Source organism: Pseudomonas sp. Marseille-QA0892, assembly GCF_054950135.1.
Map to the genome: position 1 here is coordinate 87,298 of NZ_CM143104.1, position 22,390 is coordinate 109,687.

The following is a 22,390-nucleotide window of genomic DNA, read 5'->3' on the forward strand; positions in this document are numbered from 1 at the left end:
GCCATGACAGACAAGCCTAGTACCGATTCCGATCAGCTCAAGGACGACTTCAACGACGTCTGGGGCAACCCGCGCGGCTGGCGCGCGCTCACCATCGTCAACCATACGACGGTTGGCCTGCGCTTTCTCATCACAGGTTTCGCCTTCTTCTTCCTGGGGATCCTGCTGGCGATGCTGATGCGCATCCAGCTGGCGTTCCCGAACCATACCTTCCTGGACGCGGATACCTATAACCAGATTTTCTCCATGCACGGAACGGTGATGATGTTCCTGTTCGCCGTGCCGATGATGGAGGGGCTGGCGGTCTACCTGATCCCGAAGATGCTGGGCGCTCGGGACCTTGTCTTCCCGCGGCTCTCGGCGCTGGGGTACTACTGCTACCTGTTCGGTGGCCTGATTCTGGTATCGAGCCTGTTCCTGGGCATCGCCCCGGATGCCGGCTGGTTCATGTACACCCCGCTCTCGAGTGCGACGTATTCGCCGGGCCCCGGGTCGGACATCTGGCTCATTGGCGTCACCTTCGTGGAGATCTCCGCGGTAAGTGCAGGCGTCGAGCTGGTGGTATCGATCCTGCGTACGCGGGCGCCCGGGATGGCGCTCAACAAGATGCCGATCTATGGCTGGTACATCCTGACCATGGCGCTGATGATCGTCATTGCTTTCCCGCCGCTGATCTTGGGCAGCATTCTGCTGGAGCTTGAGCGCGCAGTCGGCATGCCATTTTTCGACGTGGCGCGCGGTGGTGATCCGATCCTCTGGCAGCACCTGTTCTGGCTGTTCGGCCACCCCGAGGTGTACATCATCTTCCTGCCGGCGGCAGGGATCGTATCGACACTGCTGCCGGTCTTCTGCCAGCGCCCACTGGTGGGTTACACCTGGGTAGTGCTGGGCGTGGTGGTCACGGGCTTCCTCAGCTTTGGCTTGTGGGTGCACCACATGTTCGCCATCGGGATCCCCGCGCTCGCGCAAGCGTTCTTCAGCGCGGCAAGCATGTTGGTGGCTATACCGACTGGCGTGCAGGTGTTCGCCTGGATCGCCACGCTCTGGCTGGGCCGGCCGGTGTTCCATGTGCCCATGCTCTGGCTTGTCGGCTTCCTGATCATCTTCGTTTGCGGTGGCCTCACGGGCGTCATGCTAGCGCTGGCGCCCTTCGACTGGCAGGTGCACGACACGCACTTTGTGGTGGCCCATTTCCACTATGTGCTCGTCGGCGGGATGTTCTTCCCACTCATGGCCGGGCTGTATTACTGGCTGCCGCACTTTTCCGGGCGGATGCCGTCGGTGCGGCTGGGCTGGTGGGGTTTCTGGCTGGTGTTCATCGGCTTCAACATGACCTTCCTGGTGATGCATTGGACGGGGCTCATGGGCATGCCGAGGCGCGTTTATACCTACGATGAAGGTCTGGGCTGGGAACTGACCAACCTGATCTCGTCGATTGGCGGGTTCGTCATGTCGATCGGCCTTGGTACCGTCCTGCTGGATATCGTGCTGCATTTCCGCTATGGCCAGCCTGCCAAGCCCAACCCCTGGAACGCCGATACGCTCGAGTGGGGGACGGCGTTGCCGCCCAATGCCTACAATTTCATCAGCATTCCCGAGATCCGCGACCGCCATCCCTTGTGGAAGCACCCGGATTTGCCCGAATCGATTGCGCGCGGTGAGCATTCCCTCGCGGTCATCGATCACGCCCGCCGGGAGACCTGGGGAGTCGATCCGCTGACAGGCGAGGTGCGAGAGATCGTGCATTTGCCCGGCAATAGCTGGCTGCCGCTGTTTGCCTCCCTGTTCATCGGGGGGATGTGCCTGAGCCTGCTGTTCGGGGTTTATCCGCTGTCGGGCATATTTGCCGTGCTTGCGCTGATCGTCCTCTATCGCTGGAGTTGGGAGAACGGCGCACATCCTGCAGCGGCGCCGGACTGCAAAACTCAACCCGGTGAGCCGCCTCTGCATTCACGTACGTTCGACGGTCCAGGGCTCTGGGGAATGGGGGTTACGCTACTTGCCAACGGCGCCCTGTTCCTCTCGCTAATGTTCGGCTGGTTCTATCTCTGGACCGTTTCGCCGAACTGGCAGATTCCAGAGGGTGAGGTGTTCAACCCCTGGTTATTGTTTGGCGCCAGCCTGCTGTTGCTGGCAGCGGTCGTCGTCCAGCGAATGGGGACACAGCAGCTCCGGCGGGGTGAAGATAGCCGACTCGCATTGACGCAGACGCTGGCCGCGGCGCTGGGAGCTGCCGTGATCGGGCTCATACTCTGGGCGTTGATCGGCGGCAATCTACAGCCGAGGCATACCGCACACGACGCGGTGATTACTTTCAACCTGCTCTACATCCTGGTCCACGTGGGGATGGCGACGATTGCCAGTGCGCTGCAGGCGTTGCGTGTCGGGTATGGCTACGTGAACGCAGGGGCGCCGTACGAACCCCTCGTTGTCTCGCAGCTTTGGTACTACAACGTGGTCGTGGCGTGGACGAGCTATCTTGCCCTGGTCCTGTTTCCAATGGCCTGGGGAGGTCACTGATGCGACCCTTGCTTTCACCCTATAACCCCGTCCAGCTCACAGTTGGAATTGCGATCTGGAGCCTATGGTTCATCGTGCTTTATGGCGGGCAGTCGGTTGCGTGCGCGCAATTCCCCCCCGATCCGGCAAGTGGGCCGTGGAATTGGCTGAACCTGGTGCTGGGGCTGTTCGCATTGGCGACGGCCGCTTTCCTCGCTTGGTTGACGTACATATCGGTGCGCGCGTCGAAGAAGGAAGGGCTTCAGGAAGGCGAACGCTTTGTGGCTTTCGTGGCGGCCGGGGTGAACGCGGTGTCGGCGATCTCGATTCTCGTCATTGCCGCGCCCATCCTTAACCTGCCGCCTTGCATTTGACCGCCAGTACTACCTTCAGGCCTTCCGCAGGGGTTCGCCACCCATGGCAGGGTAGGCCAGGTGGCCGTTTACGTCACGAGCGGGCGCTGTATAAGGATGCGGCGAAAGGTGCTTCTCATCCAGGATGTGAAGCACTTCGGTGTCATGAAACTTCAAGACATCCGAAACCAGTGAGCGGTGGCATCGCCACCAAAGCAGTTCCGCACACATCAACGCCGTTCGTCTCTGGCACGCAGTTGCGCACAATGCGGCGAATGCCTCTTGGAATTCCTCGCTATGCAGGTGATCTGCATAGCCCTTGAATGCCGCATTGCGCCAGCCGTCGTTGGGTGAATCCTTCTCTGCGCGTCGGCGCCCGCCCAGGCCGGGAAACCACTGATAGTCGATACCGCAATCCGCCAGGGAAGCACGAAGGGCATCGGTATGGAAGTGCGGCAGGCGTCTTGAGCCGGGGAAACGGCGAACGTCCGCGAGTACCGCTATTTCATGCTGCTGGAGTAGGGCGACGAATTCGTCGATGGTTCGGGTGGAATGGCCGATTGTCCAGACGCACCCTGGAAGCGTGGGGATGCTCATGCCTTACGCAACGCTTCTTCCTTGTGCATCGCAACATGGCCGGTCTTGTCGCTTTCCAGTTCGTACTGAGGCTCGTCTTTGGAGGCGTGTCGCTTGCGGCCCTTGAAGGTAGTTTCCTCGGTATGGACTTTGGTCACGACACCTTTGATTTCGCCGGCTTCGGAATTCCAGCGGACGTGGTCACCTTTCTTGAATTTGGTCGTCATGGTCGTTTGGCTCCATCGGGGTGATGGTCTGTTGACCGGCAGCAGGCCGCTGCGGTTTGCGTCGGACGACGAATGCGAGCATTGAAATTTTGGAGCGCGAACAAAAAAGCCCGGAGCGTTGACTGCGGGCCTTGTTCGAAGCGTGCGTTGCAGGGCGGAGAGGCCGTTGTGAGGGCGCGCACGGCTACACGCCAGGCTACCGCCCTCGTTTCGGGCCTTTGATTCGACGGGACTCAGCGCCCCATACACATTGCCCCATCCGGCTTGCGCTCAGCCCAGCGCGTACCAAGCGCCGTCATGACGGCGGCGAGCACACCACATAGTGTCAATGTCAGTGGCAGCAGGCCAGGCCCCTGTGGTGCGAAGCTGACGAGGTAGCCGATCACGGCGGACATCAGGTATTGCAACAAGCCCATGAGCGCTGATGCCGTGCCGGTCTGTTTACCCGCATCGCCCATCGTGAGCGCTGTAATATTCCCGAATACGAGCCCCAGCGCGCCTATGGCAAGCCCGAGCAGCAGGCAGTATGCGGCCAGGCCGGCGCTATCGGCCTGGATCAACAGGAACAGCACCAAGCCCGCCAGTGCATGTATCGCAATCCCTGTCTGGGTGATGGCCTGGGGGCTGGCCCCGCGGGCAAGCGCCCGGTTGCTGAGCATGCCACCGATGACGAGCGCGACAGAGTTGACCGCGAACAGATAGCTGAACTGTGTGGCGGTAAGATCGAAATGCTGAATGAAGACAAAGGCTGAAGCACTGATGTATGTGAACAGCGACCCGAGAATGAAGCCACCGGCAAGTGCATACGACATGAATACCGGACGACGCACCTGTCGGCCATAGCCGACCAGAATGTTACGTATGCTCAACGGCACCCGCTGGGCACGCGGCAGTGTGTCAGGAAGGGATACGAGGCTCCAAAGCAAGCCCAGTCCCCCGAGCACGGCAAGGGCCCAGAAGATGAATCGCCATGAGGCATGTGCCAGCACCCAGCCACCGAGCAGCGGCGCAACGATCGGGGCAATCATCATGACCTGCATGAGTAGCGAGTAAACCCGGGCCGATTCCGTCAGGTTGCACCGGTCCGCAACGATGGCGCGCGGCGCGACCAATCCCGCTGCGGCCCCGATCGCTTGCAGAAACCGCGCGACCATCAGCCATTCGACTGACGTTGCAGTTGCGGCCAGGCACGATCCGGCCACGAAGATGATCAGGCCGACTACCAGCGGTTGGCGGCGTCCGAAGCGATCCAGTATGGGGCCATAGAGCCCCTGGCCCACAGCAAGTCCTGCCAGGAATATGGCCAGCGTCTGCTGGATTCGCCCGTCCGATACGCCGAGATCTTTGGCAATGGCAGGCATTCCAGGCAGGTACATGTCAATTGCCATGGCGTCGAGCGCCGTCAGTAGGGCAAGCAGAATCACCAGTCCTAACCCGATGGAGGGGATGGTAGGGCCAGGTGTAGTGTCCTTCATTGTTACTCCAAGCATGCGTTGTATCTGCTGTCGCGCAGCGGTTGGCACAGCTGATAGCCATGCGTCCAAAGCGGCGAACAGGGGAAAGCAAAAAAGCATCGGTACGATGTGTCCGATGCCTTGCAGCGAAAACCATTGGGGAGGCCAGCCTGGCAGCGTTTGCTTCCGGCTGGCCTGGCGATCAGAACATGGTGTTGTCGTTCGCCGCTTCGGCCGGTACAGCCTGAATGACGTCCCAATGCTCGACGATCATTCCGTTGTCGACGCGGAAAATGTCGATCACCGCTTCACCACGATCATCCGGCCCATTGACCGAATGCACATGCAGATAGACCAGATCATCGGACGTGGCGCTACGTACGATGCGTGCGCGCGATTCAGGATGCTCCTTGAAGAACCCGGTATAGAAACCCACGAATGGCGCCTTGCCGTCCGGGACGTCGGGGTTGTGCTGAATGTAGTCGTCGGCGACGACGCGAGCGGCTAGCTCTACCTCGTGCTTGTTGAAGAACTGCTCATAGAACTCGATTACCAGAGCTCTGTTGGCTTCTTCGGCTGCCAGATCTCGCGGGGCAGGGGATGTCGCAAAAGCGGATGTAGCGGAAAGCAGCAAGGCGGACATGATGATTGAGCGAAGCATGGGCAACTCCTTAGTAACCGACGGTAAAGCGCTGGCGGGAATGGGCGGGACGTTCGATTTCATCGACCATGGCCACCGCGTAATCTTCGAAAGAGATCCGGCTGCCTTCATCGTTGCTCAGTAGCGTGTCTTTGCCGAGACGAAACGTGCCCGTGCGTTCGCCGGGTACGAATTCGGCCGATGGGGACAGAAAGGTCCAGTCCAGGGCCGATTCCTGTTCGAGCTGCGCCAGAAAGTCCGCGCCGCGCGACGCTTCTTCCTTGTAGTCATCCGGAAAATCGGGGAGATCGATGACGCGCTGACCGGGTGCGACTTCCAGGCTGCCCGCCCCGCCGACTACCAAATAACGTGGGACACCCGATGCGCGCACCGCTTCGATCAGCGTCTTGGGATCGGTAGAAGTGAAGTTTGCCGCGCTGACCACTGCGTCGTGCCCGCGTAGCAGGCTTGGGAGCCCCTGCAGGTCACCTGCATCACCGCTGGCAGCGGTCACACCTGGGAGCGGAGCGATGCGCTCCGGGTTACGGGCTATGGCGGTAATGCGGTGGCCTCGGTCTGAAAGCTCCTTGAGGATTCGTGAACCAGCAGCGCCCGAAGCGCCGATCAGTGCAATGTTAGCCATAAAGCCTCTCCATGATCTATTTGGTGGACCAAGTATGTTTTGTAGACCTAAGTGGGGGCTAATGCTACTGTGCGGTTCTAGTCACCACAAGAAGTCAGCGCTTAGTGACCTAGTCACACTGCGCTGACCAGATATGCACAGGAGGCCCTGCATGTTGATTGACGGCGAATCCCCTGCAACGTTCGACCATCCCTGCCCGATACGTGATGTGCTTGATCGAGTCGGAGATCAGTGGAGCTTCCTTGTGCTTGAAGCCTTGGCCGATCGTACGCTGCGGTTTAACGAACTGAGTCGCGAGATTGGCGATATCTCAAAGCAAATGCTTTCGCGCACACTGAAGCGTCTAGAGGCCGATGGGTTTGTTCAACGCACCCAGTTTTCGGAAGTCCCGCCTCGCGTGGAGTATCAGCTGACCGAAATGGGGCGGGGGTTTCTGGTACCAATGCTTGCCCTGGTGCAGTGGGCCGATGCGCACCACGCACAGGTTTGTCAGGCGCGGCGAGCGTTTCATTCAACTCATGCAGCTCAGTGATCAAGTGTATCGACCATCTCGGCTGGCAGCGTCTAACAGCCAGATCCGTCAGCGCAGAGCGGGGGGAAACTTTTTGGGGGAAAGAAATTCAGAGATGGATGGCTGATCTTCTGATAGCCATCGAGGCCGCGTGTGCGCTAGATCCAGGTGCGTTGCGTTCTAATGGCTCGCTTGACGAGCCTGCCAGTTGCCGCACGGTGTTGGCCGTTGGCTTGACTGGACCGGCTGAGCTGGTGGTAGCGTCGGGGAAGGTGGTTTGGAAGGGAGCAGTATCTGGGGTGGCCTCTGCTCTTCGTGACCTTTGACGGATCAACAAGGCAGGCGCCGAGGCAGGGTGCTAGCATGCCGAATTGCAGACAACAAAAAGCCGACACTAATGCCGGCTTTTTGTTGACTTCGAATGATTTGCACCACTCGAAGCATAATAGTGGTGCCCAGGGACGGAATCGAACCGCCGACACGGGGATTTTCAATCCCCTGCTCTACCAACTGAGCTACCTAGGCGACGGGGCGCATTAAACGGGTTTCGGGGATCAGTGTCAAGCGCGAGATTGAAAAAAATATTGAATGAAGTCGGGCGGTTACGGCTGGGCTCATTCGCTCGGGGGGACGTAGCCGTCTGCCTGAGCGTATTCCTCGCCGGACAGGAATTTGTCCATCTCGGCCTGAAGGAACTTGCGGTCGTCCGCGTTCATCATGTTGAGGCGACGCTCGTTGATGAGCATGGTCTGGTGCTTCTGCCACTCATCCCAGGCCTGCTTGGAAACGTTGTCGTAGATGTCCTGGCCCTTGGCGCCGGGGTAGGGCGGACGGTCCAGGCCTGGAAGTTCCTGTTTGTGTTTGCGGCATAGGACGGTGCGGCTCATGTCGGCTCTCCTGCTTTGATTTCGTCGGCGGCGCGCTTGAGCAGCTTCTTTACTGGAGCGGCGAGGCCCAGGCGCGGCGGGGTGGCGAGGTTATACCAGAGCCAATCCGCTTCGGTCACGGTGGGTGCCGCGTCGTCGAGCTGGATGAGCCAGGGGTCTATCGCCAGTTGGAAATGGCTGAATGTATGCGTAAGCGCGGGCAACGGCTGGCGCTCGCCAAGCGTCAGGCTGAACCGTTTTGCCAGGTCGGCCAGGGCGTCGGGGCCATCGATCTCAGGCAAGCTCCAAAGGCCGCCCCACAAGCCTTCCGACGGTCTGCGATAGAGCAGCACCTCGCCCGCATCGCTGAGGATCATCGGCATGATGGTTTGCTTTTGCGGCAGTGCCTTGCGTGGCTTCGGAACGGGAAACTCGGTCTCTCGGCCAAGCATGTGCGCTTCGCAGCCCCGTTGCAGCGGGCAGAGCAGGCAGCTAGGGCGGCTACGTGTACAGAGCGTGGCGCCCAGGTCCATCATGGCCTGGGTGTAGTTGTTCACGCGTTCCTGAGGCGTCAGTGCTTCGGCCAGATGCCAAAGCTTCGCAGCCACCTTGGGCTCGCCTGGATAACCGGCTTGTGCCGAGTAGCGCGCGAGGACGCGCTTGACGTTGCCGTCAAGGATTGGTGCTCTAAGCCCCATGGAAAGGCTGGCGATGGCGCCAGCGGTGGAGCGGCCAATCCCCGGCAGATCGGACAGCGCCTCGACACTACGCGGAAATTCACCGCCATGCTGTTCAACGACGAGCTTGGCTGTCTTGTGAAGGTTGCGGGCCCGGCTGTAGTAACCCAGTCCCGTCCATAGGTGCAGCACTTCATCTTCCGATGCAGCGGCCAGCGCCTCGACAGTAGGAAGCGCCGTCATGAATCGATCGAAATAATCCAGGACGGTACTGACCTGGGTCTGCTGCAACATGATTTCCGAGACCCAGACGCGATAAGGCGTGATGCCTTGCTGCCAGGGCAGGTCCTTGCGGCCATGGCGGTCGTACCACTCAAGGACCGCCGGGGCGAACTGCTCAGGGGTCATCGGTTGAACAGCCCCTTCAAGGCATCGCGGATTTCGGGGCTGACCTTGTCCTTAAGTTTGTCGTCTATCTTTTCACCAATCTTGTCACCGGCCATACGCGCGGCAATTTTGCCCATTCCGTCCTGGTCGATCCGGCAGGCGCGCCCACCAAGCTCGACCGGCCCGCGGCAACGCAATGGCCATTCGATGCCGGCATAGCGTTCATGAACGGTGCAGGCCGGGTCAGGCATTTCGCGCTGGTCCCCGTCGACAACGATGCCGACCCGATAATCCATACCCAGGACCCGTAGATCCAGGTCGCCGCTGCCATTGACGGTCAGACCTGGGATACGCGCACGGAGATCAGGGTTGGTTGCCACGCCATTTCTCACTGAGAGGCTGCCCTTAAGTTCGCGGAAAGGCGTGTCCTTGCTACGGGGGTCGCTGCTCAGGCTCTCGCGGTTCAACAACGCGATTCCCCGGCAAAGCTGCTGTTCCAGGTTCGCATCGACGAGCACGCCCTGATTGAGCAGGAAGCTGCCGTTGCCATTGAGCGCCTCGATCCAGGCCCGTTCGCTGTTGCCGCTGGAGGTGAATGCAAGGTTCAGATCGAGCGCGCCGGTGACAGGCGAAGGCTGGTTGTCCTTCTTGAGGAAGTGTTCGACTGGCACCGCTGAGGTCGTAGCCTTGAGGCTCAGCTGCGGTAGAGCTGGGCGTACGTCGACCCGGGCGTTCGCTTGTACGGTGCCGCCATCTACCATCGCCCGAAGCGTCTCCAGTTGCAGGTCTCCGCCATTGGCGCTGGCGCGCAGAACGACGCCTTCCATGGGGATTTTCTTCAGTGTGAGCTGGCCGACATCCAGTGCAGCCTGTGCATTCAACGTGCGAAGTCGGTCGATTGGCAGTACCGGCGTCTCGCTCCAGGCCTGGGTGCTGGGCTTCTCGGGAAGCGGCGTGGTCCCGGCGGCGCCGGCGCTTTCGGCTACGGTCGCCTGGCGCTGTTTCTGTGCGTCGGTGATTTCTTCCGGTGGCAGGTAGCGGTCTGCATCGAGGCGGTCGGCTTTCAGTTGAATGCGTACGCTATGCGCTTTCAGATCGGGTACCGCAACGCTGCCGGTAATTGTGCTGCCATCGACGCTCGCTTTCAGGTCGTTTAGCGCTACGCTGTTCGGAGTGCCCTGCAGGCGGGTCGTAAGTTCGACACGTGTCAGCGCATCGGCTGCGGCCATCTTGGGTAGCTCGATGCCTACACTGTCCAGGAACGCCCGAAGGTCGAGTTCAGCCACGGAAATGGCGCCCTCGATCTGCGGATCGCTTTCCAGCTGGCGTACCCGCAGGTCGCCCAGCGTACGTAGGTGATTGACGGACAGCTTCATGTTCGTCCATTCAGCGATCTGCGCAGCGCGGTCAACCAGCAGCTGACCCTGTGTCGAGTAGGTGACGGCTTTGCCGTTGAACGGCTCGCCTGATGCGTCGCCCGAAAGTGTGGCGTTGTCCAGCTGGTAGCGCTCTAACGCGCGATCGAAGCGCAACTCGCCTTCCAGTTGCGTCTGGGCGCGGATGACGGGCTTGGCGGTGCTGATGTGTGCGTTCAGTTTCAGCGGAATGCCCGTACCTTCGCGGATCGCGCCGGTGGTCAGTTCGATGCCCTCGGCAGCGAATTGCTGGCCCGAGCGGACATCGTGGTAGTCGACGCGGGAATCGCGGACGGTCAGGCTGTCGATATCAAGCTTCATGGGGCTGGCACGCCGAGCGGCGGGTTCCTGCTGGGCGGGCCCCTGTGATTTATTCGCGGCATCCTGCGGTCTGGTCGATGCCTGTGCGGGGCGGCCAACGTTTTCCCAGTTTGCTGCGCCGTTCTCGTCACGCTGGAGGGTCAGGTCAAGGCCCTGCACGCGGATATCGCTCATCTCGACTTCCTTGCGCAGCAGAGGCAGCACGCGTACTGATAAACCGATCATTTGCAGATTGGCGAAGGGGCGGTCCGGTGTGCTGGCGCTTGCCAGAGTGGCGTCGTGCAATTCGATGCCAAGCCAGGGGAACAGGCTCCAGCCGATATCGCCCCGTAGATCAAGCTGCAGGTTCGCCTTGTCGCGGGCAATTTCCTGGATCTCTTCCTTGTAGTCGTTCGGATCGAAGAAGTGGGTGAGGGCGAAGCCGAGTGCGACCAGTATCAGCAACAGTCCGAGGAACACCAGACCCAGGATTTTGCCGAACGCTTTCATGGAGAAGTCCTTGACGAGAACGCAGAAAGAAAAGGGGAAAGTATACGCTTCCCCGCGAGGCTCTGGTCACGACGAGGCCGCAGACTTTGGCGCCCAGGCTAGCCCGGCAGGTAGCCTGAGCAGCGCGTTACTGCCGTTGCTCTGCAGCGTCAGCTACGCCGTCAGAAGGCGCGCGCTACACGATCAGCGATCGCCAGGCTCGCGGTGAGTCCGGGGGATTCGATGCCGAACAGGTTGACCAACCCCGGCAGGCCGTGAACCGCTGGCGTTTGGATGACGAAATCCGCAGCGGGTTCACCGGGGCCGGACAGTTTCGGGCGGATGCCGGCATAGCCTGGCGTCAGGCGATCGGCCGAAAGGCCGGGATAGTAGCGAGAGATCGCAGTTGCGAATGGTTCGCGCAAGCGCTCGTCGACGCTGTAATCCAGCCTTCCGTCGAGGTATTGCACGTCAGGCCCGAAGCGTACCTGTCCACCGAGATCAAGCGTCGCGTGGACGCCCAGCCCCGCGGTGTTCGCTTCCGGCATCGGGTAAATGAGATGCTGGAAAGGCGAGCGACCACTGTAGGAAAAGTAGCGCCCTTGGCACCAATGGATGGCGGGAATGTGCTCCGAAGCAAGGCCAGATGTCTTCTCTGCGAGTGATTGCGCGAACAGGCCGCCTGCGTTGATCACGCTCAGGGCCTTGAGCTGGAAGGCTTCGCCACCGCTGACGACGCTGACGATCCAGCCGTCACGGTCGAGTTCGAGCGATTCGACCCGCGTATCGAGAACCAGCTGTGCATCGCGTGCCTCGGCGGCCGCCAGCAGCGATTCCATCAGTGCGTGGCTATCGATGATCCCAGTGCTGGGAGAAAGCAGCGCCGCAACCCCTTTCACGGCCGGCTCCATCTCGGCCAGTTTTGTCGCGCCGATGGGTATCAGGTTATCCACGCCGCTGGCGCGGGCGTTCTCGGCCAAACGCTCCAGCTTCTCTTTCTCTGCGGGCTCCACCGCGACCAGCAATTTGCCGATCTTGCGATGTGGCACGTTTTGCGCTTCGCACCACCGATAAAGGCGCTCGCGTCCCTCGAGGCACAATTCTGCTTTTTGCGAGCCGGGCGCGTAGTAAATGCCAGCGTGGATAACTTCGGAATTGCGGCTCGAAGTATGGCTGCCGATGAGCTTTTCACGTTCAAGGATAAGCGTGCTTCGGCCCGGTGATGCCAGTTGCGCGGCGCATGCCAAACCCAAGACCCCGGCCCCGATGATAACTGTATCGACCGTATCCATTAGCTCTCCTTGCGATGGGAATAGAAGCCTGCCGGCGCAATAGCTGAGAAGTGCCGGAGCAGGGCGTGTAAGGGTGACAATTTGTGCGCGAGACTGCCGTTTTCTGCTGGTGCGGCGCGCACGGGCATTCGCGTTCGACGCTCAAGCCCGCCCAATCGTTCAACCGGTCGTCGACTCAGTGATCATTCCCAGTAGTGCGCATTTCTTGGATTTCATAGTGGCAAATCGCCTCAAAGGCCCGCAGGACTAAGCGGTACGTGCTTCATAGATGCCGTCAATTACTTGATAAATAAGAGAAAATCGCTGCGAAATGCGTGATTTTTTGCGGCCGCTGCGGTTATATGTCGCACCGCGGCGTGGTCATTGCTTTCGCCTGCGTGCTTGCCAGCAAATTAATCAAGAAGGGCATCATGACAACCATCACCTCCTCATTGGACGGTGCATCCGGACCGAGCTTTCTGTCCAAGGAACGCACCATAGCCCGTCCGGGCTTCAACCGTTGGCTCGTGCCGCCAGCGGCGCTTGCGATTCACCTGTGTATCGGCATGGCATACGGGTTCTCCGTGTTCTGGCTGCCGCTTTCCAAGGCCATCGGCATCACGGCGCCTGTCGTCTGTGCGCCTGACATGGGCTTCTTCGAGCAGATGTTCGCAGCCAGCTGCGACTGGAAGATCTCCATGCTCGGCTGGATCTACACATTGTTCTTCATCTTCCTGGGATGCTCGGCTGCCATATGGGGTGGCTGGCTGGAGCATGCCGGTCCCCGCAAGGCAGGCCTGGTTTCGGCTGTCTGCTGGTGCGGTGGCCTGCTGATTTCCGCACTGGGTATCTACACGCACCAGATCTGGCTGATGTGGCTGGGCTCGGGCGTGATCGGGGGTATCGGTCTGGGCCTGGGTTACATCTCGCCTGTTTCTACGCTGATCAAGTGGTTCCCGGACAAGCGCGGTATGGCGACGGGCATGGCGATCATGGGCTTCGGTGGTGGTGCGATGGTCGGTGCGCCGCTCGCGACCGCACTGATGGGCCATTTCGCTACGCCAACCAGCGTTGGCGTCTGGGAAAGCTTCGTGGCCATGGCCGTCATCTACTTTATCTTCATGGTCGGTGGCGCACTCGCTTACCGCGTTCCGCCGAGTGGCTGGAAGCCTGAAGGCTGGACACCGCCGGTGAAAAAGGCTGAGAACGCCATGATCACCAAGGGCCACGTCCATGTCAGCGTTGCATGGAAAACCCCGCAGTTCTGGCTGGTCTGGGCGGTACTCTGCCTGAACGTTTCCGCTGGTATCGGCATCATCGGCATGGCGTCTCCGCTGCTGCAGGAAGTCTTCGGTGGTCGTCTGCTGGGTAATGGTCTGGCGTTCAACGAACTGGATGCCGGTCAGCTGGCACAGATCGCCGCGATCGCGGCCGGCTTCACGGGTCTGCTGAGCCTGTTCAACATCGGTGGTCGTTTCTTCTGGGCGTCCTTCTCCGACAAGATCGGCCGCAAGGCGACCTACTTCGTGTTCTTCGCACTGGGCTTCGTGCTGTACGCGCTCGTGCCGTGGACCGGCCACCTGGGCAGCGTTGCAGTCTTCGTACTGTGCTTCTGCGTGATCCTGTCGATGTACGGCGGCGGCTTCGCTACCGTTCCGGCCTACCTGGCTGACCTGTTCGGCACACAGATGGTGGGTGCGATCCATGGCCGTCTTCTGACTGCATGGGCCGTAGCTGGCATCCTTGGTCCGGTACTGGTGAACTACATTCGTGAGTATCAGCTGTCGATCGGTGTCGAGCGTGCGGCGTCCTACGACATCACGCTGTACATCCTCGCTGGCCTGCTGGTCCTGGGCTTCATCTGCAACCTGCTCATTCGTCCGGTCGATCCGAAGTACTTCATGACCGAAGCTGAGCTTGCTGCCGAGCGGGCCCATGGCGAGAAGAGCGCACCCGCTGCTGCAGAGCAGTCCTGGTCGCCGGCGCCTTCCACCAAGCCTCTCGCGATCGCTGCCTGGCTGGTAGTAGGCATCCCGCTGGCGTGGGGTGTGTGGGTTACCCTGCAGAAGACGGCCGTGCTGTTCGGCTGATCCTCGGTGGGATGAAAAGGGCGCCTTCGTGGCGCCCTTTTTCGTTTTGGAAGTGCCGTCTGGGTGCAATGCGTGGCCCCGCGCACCCTGTTCCGCACGTCCGTCCATGGCTCGCGATCAGGGCACCCGTAGCCTATAATGTCGCCCCTTTCGCTTACTGATCCGCGGAGCTGCTGATGGCCGAACGTACGGCTTCTGTCGAACGCAATACCCTGGAGACTCAGGTCAAGGTCTCGATCAACCTCGACGGAACGGGCAAGTCACGTTTCGACATTGGTGTACCGTTCCTGGAGCATATGCTGGATCAGATTGCCCGGCACGGGCTGATCGATCTGGATATCGAGTGCAAGGGTGACTTGCATATCGATGACCACCACACCGTGGAAGACGTAGGCATCACGCTGGGCCAGGCCTTTGCTAAGGCGGTAGGCGACAAGCGCGGGATCACCCGTTACGGCCACGCCTATGTCCCGCTGGATGAAGCGCTGTCGCGCGTTGTGATCGACTTCTCTGGCCGTCCCGGCCTTCATATGGACGTGCCCTATACTCGCGCCAGCGTAGGGCGCTTCGATGTGGATCTTTTCCAGGAATTCTTCCAGGGCTTCGTCAACCACGCGTTGGTGACGCTGCACATCGACAACCTGCGTGGTCAGAACACCCATCACCAGATTGAAACCGTGTTCAAGGCCTTCGGCCGCGCCTTGCGCATGGCCGTGACGCTCGATGAGCGCATGGTCGGCCAGATGCCGTCCACAAAGGGGACCCTGTAATGCAGACCGTTGCCGTCATTGACTACGGCATGGGCAACCTGCATTCGGTGGCCAAGGCGCTCGAGCATGCCGGTATCGCCAAGGTACTGGTTACGGCCGATCCGGCGATCATCCGCGAAGCGGATCGTATCGTTCTGCCGGGTGTCGGCGCGATTCGCGACTGCATGGCCGAAATCAAGCGTCTCGGTATCGATGAGCTCGTTCGCGAGGTCGGTCGGGATCGCCCCTTCCTCGGTGTGTGCGTCGGCATGCAGGCCCTCATGACGCGTAGCGAAGAGAACGGCGGCGTCGATTGCATCGACCTGTTTCCAGGTTCGGTCAAGCGTTTTCCTGATGGCATGGTCGAGAACGGCGAGCCATTGAAGGTGCCGCACATGGGCTGGAACGAAGTGGCGCAGGTCATCGACCACCCGATTTGGCACGGTATCCCCGACATGGCGCGCTTCTACTTCGTCCACAGCTATTACATCGAAGCCGCGAGCGCACGGCAGGTAGCCGGGCGGGGCCACTACGGTCTGGATTTCGCGGCTGCTCTAGCGGACGGTTCTCGTTTCGCGACCCAGTTTCACCCAGAAAAGAGCGCGGCCTATGGCCTACGCCTGTACCGGAACTTCCTGACCTGGGACGGCCGCTGGTAGTGGTGCGGCGCGAGGCGAAGGGGCCGTCGATCGAACTGGATCGCGCGCAGATCGAGCCCCTTGTCCACGAGCTCAAGCGAATGCTGGCCGACCGGTTCGATGCCGAGCTTGGCGGCCTGGAAGTCGAGGAAATGCTGGCCTTCATCGGTGAGCGCCTCGGCCCTCTGTATTACAACAAGGCCATTGCCGATACCCAGGCGCTGCTGAGCGAGCGGTTCGATTCGCTTGAAAGCGATGTCTGGGCATTGGAAAAACACTGACCGCGCCGACCGCCGTCCTATCGGCAGTGTCGCCGCGGCCGCTCCAGTCGGAGCGATGGACAACGCGCCGGATCGGCCACTGACAAGAAGGGTTTCGCCATGCTTATCATTCCTGCCATCGACCTTAAGGATGGTGCCTGCGTACGCTTGCGCCAGGGCCGTATGGATGACTCGACCGTGTTTTCCGAAGACCCGGTCGCCATGGCGGCAAAATGGGTGGAAGCCGGATGCCGCCGCTTGCATCTCGTCGACCTGAATGGTGCATTCGAGGGCAAGCCAGTTAACGGTGAAGTCGTCACGGCCATCGCCAAACGCTATCCAGACCTGCCCATTCAGATCGGTGGTGGCATCCGTTCTCTGGATACCATCGAGCATTACGTTCAGGCGGGCGTGAGCTACGTCATCATCGGGACCAAGGCCGTCAAAGAGCCGGAATTTGTTGGCGAAGCCTGTAGGGCATTTCCCGGTCGCGTGATTGTCGGTCTGGATGCAAAGGACGGCTTCGTTGCGACCGATGGCTGGGCGGAAGTCAGTCAGGTTCAGGCGACCGATCTGGCGAAGCGCTTCGAAGCCGACGGCGTCTCGGCCATCGTTTATACCGACATCGCCAAAGACGGCATGATGCAGGGCTGCAACATCCCGGCGACCGTGGCGTTGGCTCGGGCCAGCCGGATTCCGGTGATCGCGTCCGGGGGCATCCACCATATAGGCGATATCCAGGCCCTGCTCGATGCGGGTGAGCCTGGCATCGTCGGCGCGATCACCGGTCGCGCGATCTACGAGGGCACCCTGGATGTCGCCGAAGCCCAGGCGCTTTGCGATCTATCTACCCAGAACGTCTGAACGCCTAGCCTCATCGAGTGAGAACACCATGGCACTAGCCAAACGCATCATCCCTTGTCTCGACGTGGATAACGGCCGCGTCGTGAAGGGCGTCAAGTTCGAAAACATCCGTGATGCCGGCGATCCGGTTGAAATCGCCCGTCGCTATGATGAGCAGGGCGCGGATGAGATTACGTTTCTCGACATCACTGCGAGCCATCAGGGCCGCGACACGACCCTGCACACGGTCGAGCGCATGGCCAGCCAGGTGTTCATCCCGCTGACAGTGGGCGGCGGTGTTCGCACGGTGGATGACATCCGTAACTTGCTCAATGCCGGTGCGGACAAGGTTTCGATTAATACCGCAGCCGTTTTCAACCCTGAATTCGTGGGCGAGGCGGCCCAGCGCTTCGGCTCGCAGTGCATCGTGGTGGCGATCGATGCGAAAAAGGTCTCTGCACCGGGTGAGCCCGACCGCTGGGAGATCTTCACCCACGGCGGCCGCAAGCCGACTGGGCTGGATGCTGTCGAGTGGTCGCGCAAGATGGCAGCACTGGGGGCCGGTGAGATTCTGCTCACCAGCATGGATCAGGACGGCATGAAAAACGGCTTCGACCTGGGCGTGACCCGAGCCGTGAGCGAGGCTGTTGGCATTCCGGTTATCGCCTCTGGCGGTGTCGGTAATCTATCGCACTTGGCGGAAGGCATTCTCGAAGGGCGTGCAGACGCGGTCCTTGCGGCAAGCATATTCCACTTCGGCCAACATACCGTTCCTGAAGCGAAGGCCTACCTCGCAAGTCGCGGTATCACTGTCCGCTAGTCGGCAGGAATCCTACGGCGGTCGCGTAACTGAACCGTAACAATGGTGCAGTGATGTCGAGTTGATACCATTGTCGGCCGAGCCGCCCCCGACCGGCGCTCGGCCGATTCTATGGTCCAATCCGTATTCAACGCAGCTCGTATCCACGGAACTGGATTCTGGCCACAGGCCCTCTCGTAATAGGAACCTACGACATGCGTTTGATCCGTTTCGTTGCGGTGTTTGCCGCCGCCTTCTCCATCTCCCTGAGCGCGCGTGCAGAATTGCCCGAAGGTTATCGGGTTGTGCTGATGACGGAGAATTTCCCGCCCTACAACTTCGCCAATAACGGCAAGAACTTCGCGCGGAGCGAGAATATCGAGGGTATCGCCGCTGACGTCGTGCGAGAGATGTTCGCGCGCGCAGATATCGAATACGACCTGACGCTCCGTTTTCCTTGGCAGCGCATTTATGAGATGGCGCTCGAGCAGCCGAATTATGGTGTCTTCGTGACCGCTCGCCTTCCTGAGCGCGAGAATGCGTTCAAGTGGGTGGGCCCGCTGGGTCCGGACGATTGGGTCATGCTGGCCAAGCGGGGGAGCAATATACGGCTGAATCGTCTCGACGATGCGAAGCAGTACCGCATTGGTGCCTATCAAGGGGATGCGATCGCCGAGTTTCTAGGCGAGAAGGGCCTTGAGCCTATTACGGCGCTGCGAGACCAGGAAAATGTGCGCAAATTGATTACAGGCCAGATCGACCTTTGGGCCACTGGTGATCCAGCGGGACGGTATCTTGCTCGGGAAGAGGGCGTAACGGGGCTTACCACAGTGCTTCGCTTCAACGAAGCCGAACTGTTCCTGGCGATGAACAAGAATACGCCAGACGAAGTGATCGAACGTCTACAAAGCGCCCTTAATGAGATGCTTAAGGACGGGACGACAGATCGTCTATCCAAACCTTACCTGGGCGAGTAAGCGCTCGCTCGCGCGGCAAGCCGCAGCGTTTCTCGACAAAGTGGGCGTTCGCAGCCAGACCGCAGGCTGCGGCAAGCGACGGCCAGCGCTCATTCTGTGTCGATTCGGATGGCTACCCGCTGCGCTGGCACACTGCGAGCGCCTAACTTTTCCTCGTCGCTTCCTCTAGGGATGGACCTTGACCGGCGCCTGCGCATGGCGCCAGGCAGGTGGCGGCCGCGCTCTGGTTCGAAAGGTCAAAGCGGGTAGGAGTCGACCCGAAAGGCAGTTAATACGCCTGGCTCATCCTGCTGCGGTCAATGGACGCTATAGCCTCCTGGCAAATGGTCGCTGCGTAGCTTCCGACCGAGCGTGATTAGCTAACGATTCCCTGCGCAACACGGCCGCGTCGCTTGGTAACACATTCCCTTTGTAGCGTGGCGCGAGGTTTGCATTGGCTGCGCAGGATAAGGCGGATCAATCCGAAACAGGCATTCAGCAACGCGCCATTCGTTTTGGCAGTGCAGGGCTCGTTCCGAGATGCGCCAACAATAAATGCAGTCGGCCGCGGATGGCCGTTAAAAGGGGAAGGGAGATGTATCGCGGGATTCAACTAATCATCAAGCTCTGCGCAGTCTATATGCTCGCCATTACAGCGGCGCGGGCAGAGCTTCCGTCCGGTTACCAAGTGGTTTTGCTGACCGAGAACTTTCCGCCTTTCAATATGGCGGCGGATGATAAGAACTTCGCGCGGGACGAGAACATCCAGGGTGTGAATACGGACATCGTCAGGGAAATGTTCAAGCGCGCCGGTATCGACTACAACCTGACGTTGCGCTTTCCCTGGGATCGCATCTACAGCATGGTGCTTGAGAAACCGAGCTACGGCATCTTCTCCACAACGCGCAACGAGGCCCGTGAATCCCTGTTCAAATGGGTCGGTCCGTTATCCACCACTGAGCGTGTGCTGGTGTCAGCTCCGGACAAGTCATTCAAGATCGAAAGTCTAGAAGCCGCCAAGCAATACCGCATTGGCGCATACAAGAGTTCGTCCACAGGGACCTTCCTGGAGAAGAACGACGTGCCCTACGAGGCATCACTTCGCGATCCGGAGAATATTCGCAAGCTCCTGGCTGGTGAACTCGATCTCTGGGCAACCAATGATCCCGTATTCCGCTATTACGCGGCCCAGGAAGGCGTGAAGGGGCTGAAGGTCGCTTCCGTGATCGAAGCGAGCACACGCCAGTACCTCGCGATGAACCCGGAGACGCCTGATGAAGTGATCAGCGCGCTCCAGCGTGCGCTCGACCAGATGAACGCGGACGGCACTACCGCTCGGCTCGCGCAGCGCTATTTCGGTCAGTAAGCGCCAAGCTCGCCGGCCCATCAGGTGGTATGAATCCTGCTCAAGCTGCGAAGGCTGTCACCTTCTGCCCGTGATGGCCATCGCTGTGCCAGGAAACGCCTAACGGGGCAATGCGGGCGTATCTGAATGGGCCGTAATCGTCCTGAATGCATCCAGGGCCTGGCTTACAGGCCGTTGGCCGGTATCCGTCCACGCTGTGCGAAGGCGTGTGGCGTTCGATGGCAGACTCAACGATAAACGCCGTTCCTGCCGTGGGCTGGCATGGCCCGATTGGCTCGGACAGCGATCATCATATCGACACTGATCCAGTCGATCCCCTGGCCTGCCAGGCGAGGGAGCTCGCGTTGAAGTAGCGCCAGGGTAGTGGGGTGAGGATGTCCGATCATGACGACCGAGCCGTACTTGCGCGCCGTGGCAAGCGCGGTCTGATACTGACGGGCGACAGCGGTCGCGGACTGATCGTCGTCCAGGAACACGTCCCTCGATAGGCTGGCCAGGCCAATACGCTGCGCTTCGGCAGCTGCGACTGTCGAGGCGCTGGTTCGGCTATCCACGAAATACAGATGGCGCGCCTGCAGGGTCTTCATCAGCCACGCCATTGCGGTACGCTGTTCCGTCATCCGGCTGCCCATGTGGTTGTTAAGACCTTCTGCGTTCGGCACGACAGCCAGTGCTGCCTCCAGACGCTTGGCAAGCTCCTCTTCGGTCATGCCCGGGTGCCATGCGAAGGGGCCGGTGGCCGGGTCCATGGGCAGGTGAAGCATGACTGTCTTGCCATGCGCATTGGCCTCGTGGGCCAGCGAGGTGGCATGAGGCGTATCCGGCAGGATGGACAGGGCAACAGGGCCTGGCAGCGCAAGGACCTGGCGGTCCCTGGAGGGGTGCTGGCCGAGATCGTCGATGATGAGGGCAAGGCGCGGGCGGGCTGTGCTCGTCACGTTCGCCGTGTCCGGGCTCTCCGCGTTCGCCGGTGTACCGGCGAACGTGACGAGCACAGCCAGGAAGAGGGCGGTCGCGCGGCGAATCATTCGCCGCGGGTGACGTTGAGGCCTTTGAGCAGATTGAGGGCCTGGCTCAGTTGATAGTCCTCATCCTGTGGGCGAGATGGGGCCTGAGCACTGCGTTGGCGATCCGGACCACCGTTGCCGTTGCCCAGGTGACGCTGCAGATCCGCTTCGCGAACATTCTCCGCTTCATTTTCACGTGTCAGGCGGGCACGCGGGACGTCGATGTCCGGCGTGATGCCCTGGGCCTGGATCGAGCGGCCATTAGGCGTGAAGTAAAGCGCCGTGGTGAGCTTTAGCGCGCGGTCGCCGTTCAGCGGCAGGACGGTTTGTACCGAACCTTTCCCGAAGCTGTCGGTGCCCATCAGGACGCCGCGCTTGTGATCCTGCAATGCGCCCGCCATGATCTCGGCCGCGGACGCGCTGCCACCGTTGATCAGCACTACCAGCGGAACACCCTCGCTTGCGTCGGCGGGATCAGCGGAGAAGCGAAGCTCGGAGTTCGGCAGGCGGCCCTTCGTATAGACGATGAGGCCTTTCTTGAGGAACTGGTCCGTGGCTTCCACGGCCGCCTGCAGCACGCCACCTGGGTTGTTGCGCAGGTCGAGCACCAGGCCATCGAGCTTGCGCCCGTTGTTCTTGCGTAGCGTGTTCAGGGCCTTTGCCACTTCTTCGCCCGTGTTGACCTGGAACTGGCTGATGCGCAGGTAGCCGTAGCCTTTTTCCAGCATTTCGCTGCGTACGCTGCGTACCTTGATGATGGCGCGGGTCAGCGTGCGCTCGAATGGCTTGCCGCCGTCGCGACTGATCAGGAGGCGAACCTTGCTGCCGGGTTCACCGCGCATCATGTCGACGGCATTCATCATCGACATGCCCTTCGTGGGCTTGCCATTGACCTCAAGAATCAGATCGCCCGCCTCGATGCCGGCTTTCGAAGCCGGCGTGTCATCGATCGGCGAAACGACCTTGAGGTTGCCATCCTCTGTACCCACTTCGATGCCCAGGCCGCCGAATTCGCCGCTGGTGCTTTCCTGCAGCTCCTTGAAATCCTCCGCGCCGAGGTAGGCGGAATGCGGATCGAGGTTATCGAGCATGCCCTTGATGGCATTCTCGAGCAGTGTCTTGTCATCCACGGGTTCGACATACGCCGCCTTGATGCGGTCTAGAACTTCCGCAAAGGTGCGCAGCTCTTCCAGCGGCAGCGGCGCCTTGCTAGGTGTACTTGGAACTTCAGCCGGTGGCGGCGCCAGGGTCTGTGGCGGCTGCTGGGTCTGCTGTGCCCAGGCGCTCCCGGCAGTGCTGAACGTCAGCGCAAGGACGAGCGGGGTGGACCGGAACAGGTGGCGCACATGCGGCATGTCGAACTCCAGAGTTATC

At 60.6% G+C, this 22,390-nt stretch carries 22 protein-coding genes and 1 tRNA gene; 11 read left to right on the plus strand and 12 right to left on the minus strand.

The window, feature by feature from the left end:
- Window positions 1-3: 3 nt before the first annotated feature.
- Both ctaD and ACY8D3_RS00435 read left to right on the plus strand, forming a co-directional pair.
- Window positions 4-2,520 (plus strand): cytochrome c oxidase subunit I, encoded by a 2,517-nt coding sequence (gene ctaD / locus ACY8D3_RS00430; RefSeq protein ID WP_462380975.1) that lies wholly within the window; start codon window positions 4-6, stop codon window positions 2,518-2,520.
- Window positions 2,520-2,873, plus strand: coding sequence for a hypothetical protein (locus tag ACY8D3_RS00435; protein WP_462380976.1), 354 nt, complete (start codon window positions 2,520-2,522; stop codon window positions 2,871-2,873). The genes ctaD and ACY8D3_RS00435 overlap by 1 nt, the downstream gene beginning before the upstream one ends.
- Before the next feature lie 15 nt (window positions 2,874-2,888).
- On the opposite strand, the gene ACY8D3_RS00440 is transcribed toward ACY8D3_RS00435, so the two are convergent.
- The 5 genes from ACY8D3_RS00440 to ACY8D3_RS00460 all read right to left on the minus strand — a co-directional run bounded on the left by ACY8D3_RS00440 (window position 2,889) and on the right by ACY8D3_RS00460 (window position 6,392).
- Window positions 2,889-3,449 (minus strand): DUF488 domain-containing protein, encoded by a 561-nt coding sequence (locus tag ACY8D3_RS00440; protein ID WP_462380977.1) that lies wholly within the window; start codon window positions 3,447-3,449, stop codon window positions 2,889-2,891.
- On the minus strand, window positions 3,446-3,655 hold the full coding sequence (locus ACY8D3_RS00445) for a hypervirulence associated TUDOR domain-containing protein (protein WP_462380978.1): 210 nt from the start codon (window positions 3,653-3,655) through the stop codon (window positions 3,446-3,448). Before ACY8D3_RS00445 ends, ACY8D3_RS00440 begins: the two co-directional genes overlap by 4 nt.
- 233 nt (window positions 3,656-3,888) lie before the next feature.
- On the minus strand, window positions 3,889-5,130 hold the full coding sequence (locus tag ACY8D3_RS00450) for a multidrug effflux MFS transporter (RefSeq protein WP_462380979.1): 1,242 nt from the start codon (window positions 5,128-5,130) through the stop codon (window positions 3,889-3,891).
- A 181-nt stretch (window positions 5,131-5,311) separates the two neighbouring features.
- Window positions 5,312-5,770, minus strand: a complete 459-nt coding sequence (locus ACY8D3_RS00455) for a nuclear transport factor 2 family protein (protein ID WP_462380980.1) — start codon at window positions 5,768-5,770, stop codon at window positions 5,312-5,314.
- Window positions 5,771-5,780: 10 nt separating this feature from the next.
- Window positions 5,781-6,392 carry an NAD(P)-dependent oxidoreductase gene (locus ACY8D3_RS00460; protein ID WP_462380981.1) on the minus strand — a complete coding sequence of 204 codons (612 nt, stop codon included), beginning with the start codon at window positions 6,390-6,392 and terminating at the stop codon, window positions 5,781-5,783.
- A gap of 151 nt (window positions 6,393-6,543) precedes the next feature.
- On the opposite strand from ACY8D3_RS00460, the gene ACY8D3_RS00465 reads away from it, so the two are divergent.
- Entirely contained in the window at window positions 6,544-6,924 is a 381-nt protein-coding gene (locus ACY8D3_RS00465; RefSeq protein ID WP_462380982.1) for a winged helix-turn-helix transcriptional regulator, read from the plus strand.
- Window positions 6,925-7,352: 428 nt separating this feature from the next.
- Here the strand turns inward: ACY8D3_RS00465 and ACY8D3_RS00470 are convergent.
- From ACY8D3_RS00470 to ACY8D3_RS00490, 5 genes are all read right to left on the minus strand, one after another.
- A tRNA-Phe gene (locus ACY8D3_RS00470) sits at window positions 7,353-7,428 on the minus strand.
- An 89-nt stretch (window positions 7,429-7,517) separates the two neighbouring features.
- On the minus strand, window positions 7,518-7,790 hold the full coding sequence (locus tag ACY8D3_RS00475) for an oxidative damage protection protein (RefSeq protein WP_462380983.1): 273 nt from the start codon (window positions 7,788-7,790) through the stop codon (window positions 7,518-7,520).
- A complete protein-coding gene (mutY, locus tag ACY8D3_RS00480; protein ID WP_462380984.1) occupies window positions 7,787-8,854 on the minus strand; it encodes an A/G-specific adenine glycosylase in 1,068 nt (355 codons plus the stop codon). Before mutY ends, ACY8D3_RS00475 begins: the two co-directional genes overlap by 4 nt.
- Window positions 8,851-11,058: an AsmA family protein gene (locus ACY8D3_RS00485; RefSeq protein WP_462380985.1), complete on the minus strand. Its 2,208-nt coding sequence runs from the start codon at window positions 11,056-11,058 to the stop codon at window positions 8,851-8,853. The genes mutY and ACY8D3_RS00485 overlap by 4 nt, the downstream gene beginning before the upstream one ends.
- A 161-nt stretch (window positions 11,059-11,219) precedes the next feature.
- Window positions 11,220-12,329, minus strand: a complete 1,110-nt coding sequence (locus tag ACY8D3_RS00490) for an NAD(P)/FAD-dependent oxidoreductase (RefSeq protein ID WP_462380986.1) — start codon at window positions 12,327-12,329, stop codon at window positions 11,220-11,222.
- Window positions 12,330-12,739: 410 nt separating this feature from the next.
- Here ACY8D3_RS00490 and ACY8D3_RS00495 point away from each other — a divergent pair, with 410 nt between their 5' ends.
- From ACY8D3_RS00495 to ACY8D3_RS00530, 8 genes are all read left to right on the plus strand, one after another.
- The gene (locus ACY8D3_RS00495) at window positions 12,740-14,398 is read left to right on the plus strand and encodes an OFA family MFS transporter (protein ID WP_462380987.1); all 1,659 of its coding nucleotides are present in this window, start codon (window positions 12,740-12,742) and stop codon (window positions 14,396-14,398) included.
- A 176-nt stretch (window positions 14,399-14,574) separates the two neighbouring features.
- Window positions 14,575-15,168: an imidazoleglycerol-phosphate dehydratase HisB gene (gene hisB, locus ACY8D3_RS00500; RefSeq protein WP_462380988.1), complete on the plus strand. Its 594-nt coding sequence runs from the start codon at window positions 14,575-14,577 to the stop codon at window positions 15,166-15,168.
- A complete protein-coding gene (gene hisH, locus ACY8D3_RS00505) occupies window positions 15,168-15,806 on the plus strand; it encodes an imidazole glycerol phosphate synthase subunit HisH (protein WP_462380989.1) in 639 nt (212 codons plus the stop codon). The genes hisB and hisH overlap by 1 nt, the downstream gene beginning before the upstream one ends.
- Window positions 15,806-16,066: a DUF2164 domain-containing protein gene (locus tag ACY8D3_RS00510; protein WP_462380991.1), complete on the plus strand. Its 261-nt coding sequence runs from the start codon at window positions 15,806-15,808 to the stop codon at window positions 16,064-16,066. Before hisH ends, ACY8D3_RS00510 begins: the two co-directional genes overlap by 1 nt.
- A gap of 99 nt (window positions 16,067-16,165) precedes the next feature.
- Window positions 16,166-16,909: a 1-(5-phosphoribosyl)-5-[(5-phosphoribosylamino)methylideneamino]imidazole-4-carboxamide isomerase gene (gene hisA, locus ACY8D3_RS00515; protein WP_462380992.1), complete on the plus strand. Its 744-nt coding sequence runs from the start codon at window positions 16,166-16,168 to the stop codon at window positions 16,907-16,909.
- A 28-nt stretch (window positions 16,910-16,937) separates the two neighbouring features.
- A complete protein-coding gene (gene hisF, locus ACY8D3_RS00520; RefSeq protein WP_462380993.1) occupies window positions 16,938-17,708 on the plus strand; it encodes an imidazole glycerol phosphate synthase subunit HisF in 771 nt (256 codons plus the stop codon).
- Between the two features lie 194 nt (window positions 17,709-17,902).
- Window positions 17,903-18,664 carry a substrate-binding periplasmic protein gene (locus ACY8D3_RS00525; RefSeq protein ID WP_462380994.1) on the plus strand — a complete coding sequence of 254 codons (762 nt, stop codon included), beginning with the start codon at window positions 17,903-17,905 and terminating at the stop codon, window positions 18,662-18,664.
- 574 nt (window positions 18,665-19,238) lie between these two features.
- Window positions 19,239-20,009 (plus strand): substrate-binding periplasmic protein, encoded by a 771-nt coding sequence (locus tag ACY8D3_RS00530; RefSeq protein WP_462380995.1) that lies wholly within the window; start codon window positions 19,239-19,241, stop codon window positions 20,007-20,009.
- A gap of 227 nt (window positions 20,010-20,236) precedes the next feature.
- Here the strand turns inward: ACY8D3_RS00530 and ACY8D3_RS00535 are convergent, their stop codons facing one another.
- Window positions 20,237-21,037, minus strand: coding sequence for a divergent polysaccharide deacetylase family protein (locus ACY8D3_RS00535; protein WP_462380996.1), 801 nt, complete (start codon window positions 21,035-21,037; stop codon window positions 20,237-20,239).
- Window positions 21,034-22,362 (minus strand): S41 family peptidase, encoded by a 1,329-nt coding sequence (locus ACY8D3_RS00540; RefSeq protein ID WP_462384496.1) that lies wholly within the window; start codon window positions 22,360-22,362, stop codon window positions 21,034-21,036. Before ACY8D3_RS00540 ends, ACY8D3_RS00535 begins: the two co-directional genes overlap by 4 nt.
- Between the last annotated feature and the right edge of the window lie 28 nt (window positions 22,363-22,390).

Bases quoted from the DNA above. Each gene is read 5' to 3' on its own strand.
- ctaD (WP_462380975.1), top strand. From the start codon at position 4: ATGACAGACAAGCCTAGTACCGATTCCGATCAGCTCAAGGACGACTTC.
- hisH (WP_462380989.1), top strand. From the start codon at position 15,168: ATGCAGACCGTTGCCGTCATTGACTACGGCATGGGCAACCTGCATTCG.
- ACY8D3_RS00455 (WP_462380980.1), bottom strand. From the start codon at position 5,770: ATGCTTCGCTCAATCATCATGTCCGCCTTGCTGCTTTCCGCTACATCC.
- ACY8D3_RS00460 (WP_462380981.1), bottom strand. From the start codon at position 6,392: ATGGCTAACATTGCACTGATCGGCGCTTCGGGCGCTGCTGGTTCACGA.
- hisB (WP_462380988.1), top strand. From the start codon at position 14,575: ATGGCCGAACGTACGGCTTCTGTCGAACGCAATACCCTGGAGACTCAG.
- ACY8D3_RS00490 (WP_462380986.1), bottom strand. From the start codon at position 12,329: ATGGATACGGTCGATACAGTTATCATCGGGGCCGGGGTCTTGGGTTTG.
- ACY8D3_RS00535 (WP_462380996.1), bottom strand. From the start codon at position 21,037: ATGATTCGCCGCGCGACCGCCCTCTTCCTGGCTGTGCTCGTCACGTTC.
- ACY8D3_RS00445 (WP_462380978.1), bottom strand. From the start codon at position 3,655: ATGACGACCAAATTCAAGAAAGGTGACCACGTCCGCTGGAATTCCGAA.
- ACY8D3_RS00485 (WP_462380985.1), bottom strand. From the start codon at position 11,058: ATGAAAGCGTTCGGCAAAATCCTGGGTCTGGTGTTCCTCGGACTGTTG.
- ACY8D3_RS00465 (WP_462380982.1), top strand. From the start codon at position 6,544: ATGTTGATTGACGGCGAATCCCCTGCAACGTTCGACCATCCCTGCCCG.
- mutY (WP_462380984.1), bottom strand. From the start codon at position 8,854: ATGACCCCTGAGCAGTTCGCCCCGGCGGTCCTTGAGTGGTACGACCGC.
- ACY8D3_RS00525 (WP_462380994.1), top strand. From the start codon at position 17,903: ATGCGTTTGATCCGTTTCGTTGCGGTGTTTGCCGCCGCCTTCTCCATC.
- ACY8D3_RS00450 (WP_462380979.1), bottom strand. From the start codon at position 5,130: ATGAAGGACACTACACCTGGCCCTACCATCCCCTCCATCGGGTTAGGA.
- ACY8D3_RS00435 (WP_462380976.1), top strand. From the start codon at position 2,520: ATGCGACCCTTGCTTTCACCCTATAACCCCGTCCAGCTCACAGTTGGA.
- ACY8D3_RS00440 (WP_462380977.1), bottom strand. From the start codon at position 3,449: ATGAGCATCCCCACGCTTCCAGGGTGCGTCTGGACAATCGGCCATTCC.
- hisF (WP_462380993.1), top strand. From the start codon at position 16,938: ATGGCACTAGCCAAACGCATCATCCCTTGTCTCGACGTGGATAACGGC.
- ACY8D3_RS00530 (WP_462380995.1), top strand. From the start codon at position 19,239: ATGTATCGCGGGATTCAACTAATCATCAAGCTCTGCGCAGTCTATATG.
- ACY8D3_RS00495 (WP_462380987.1), top strand. From the start codon at position 12,740: ATGACAACCATCACCTCCTCATTGGACGGTGCATCCGGACCGAGCTTT.
- ACY8D3_RS00475 (WP_462380983.1), bottom strand. From the start codon at position 7,790: ATGAGCCGCACCGTCCTATGCCGCAAACACAAACAGGAACTTCCAGGC.
- hisA (WP_462380992.1), top strand. From the start codon at position 16,166: ATGCTTATCATTCCTGCCATCGACCTTAAGGATGGTGCCTGCGTACGC.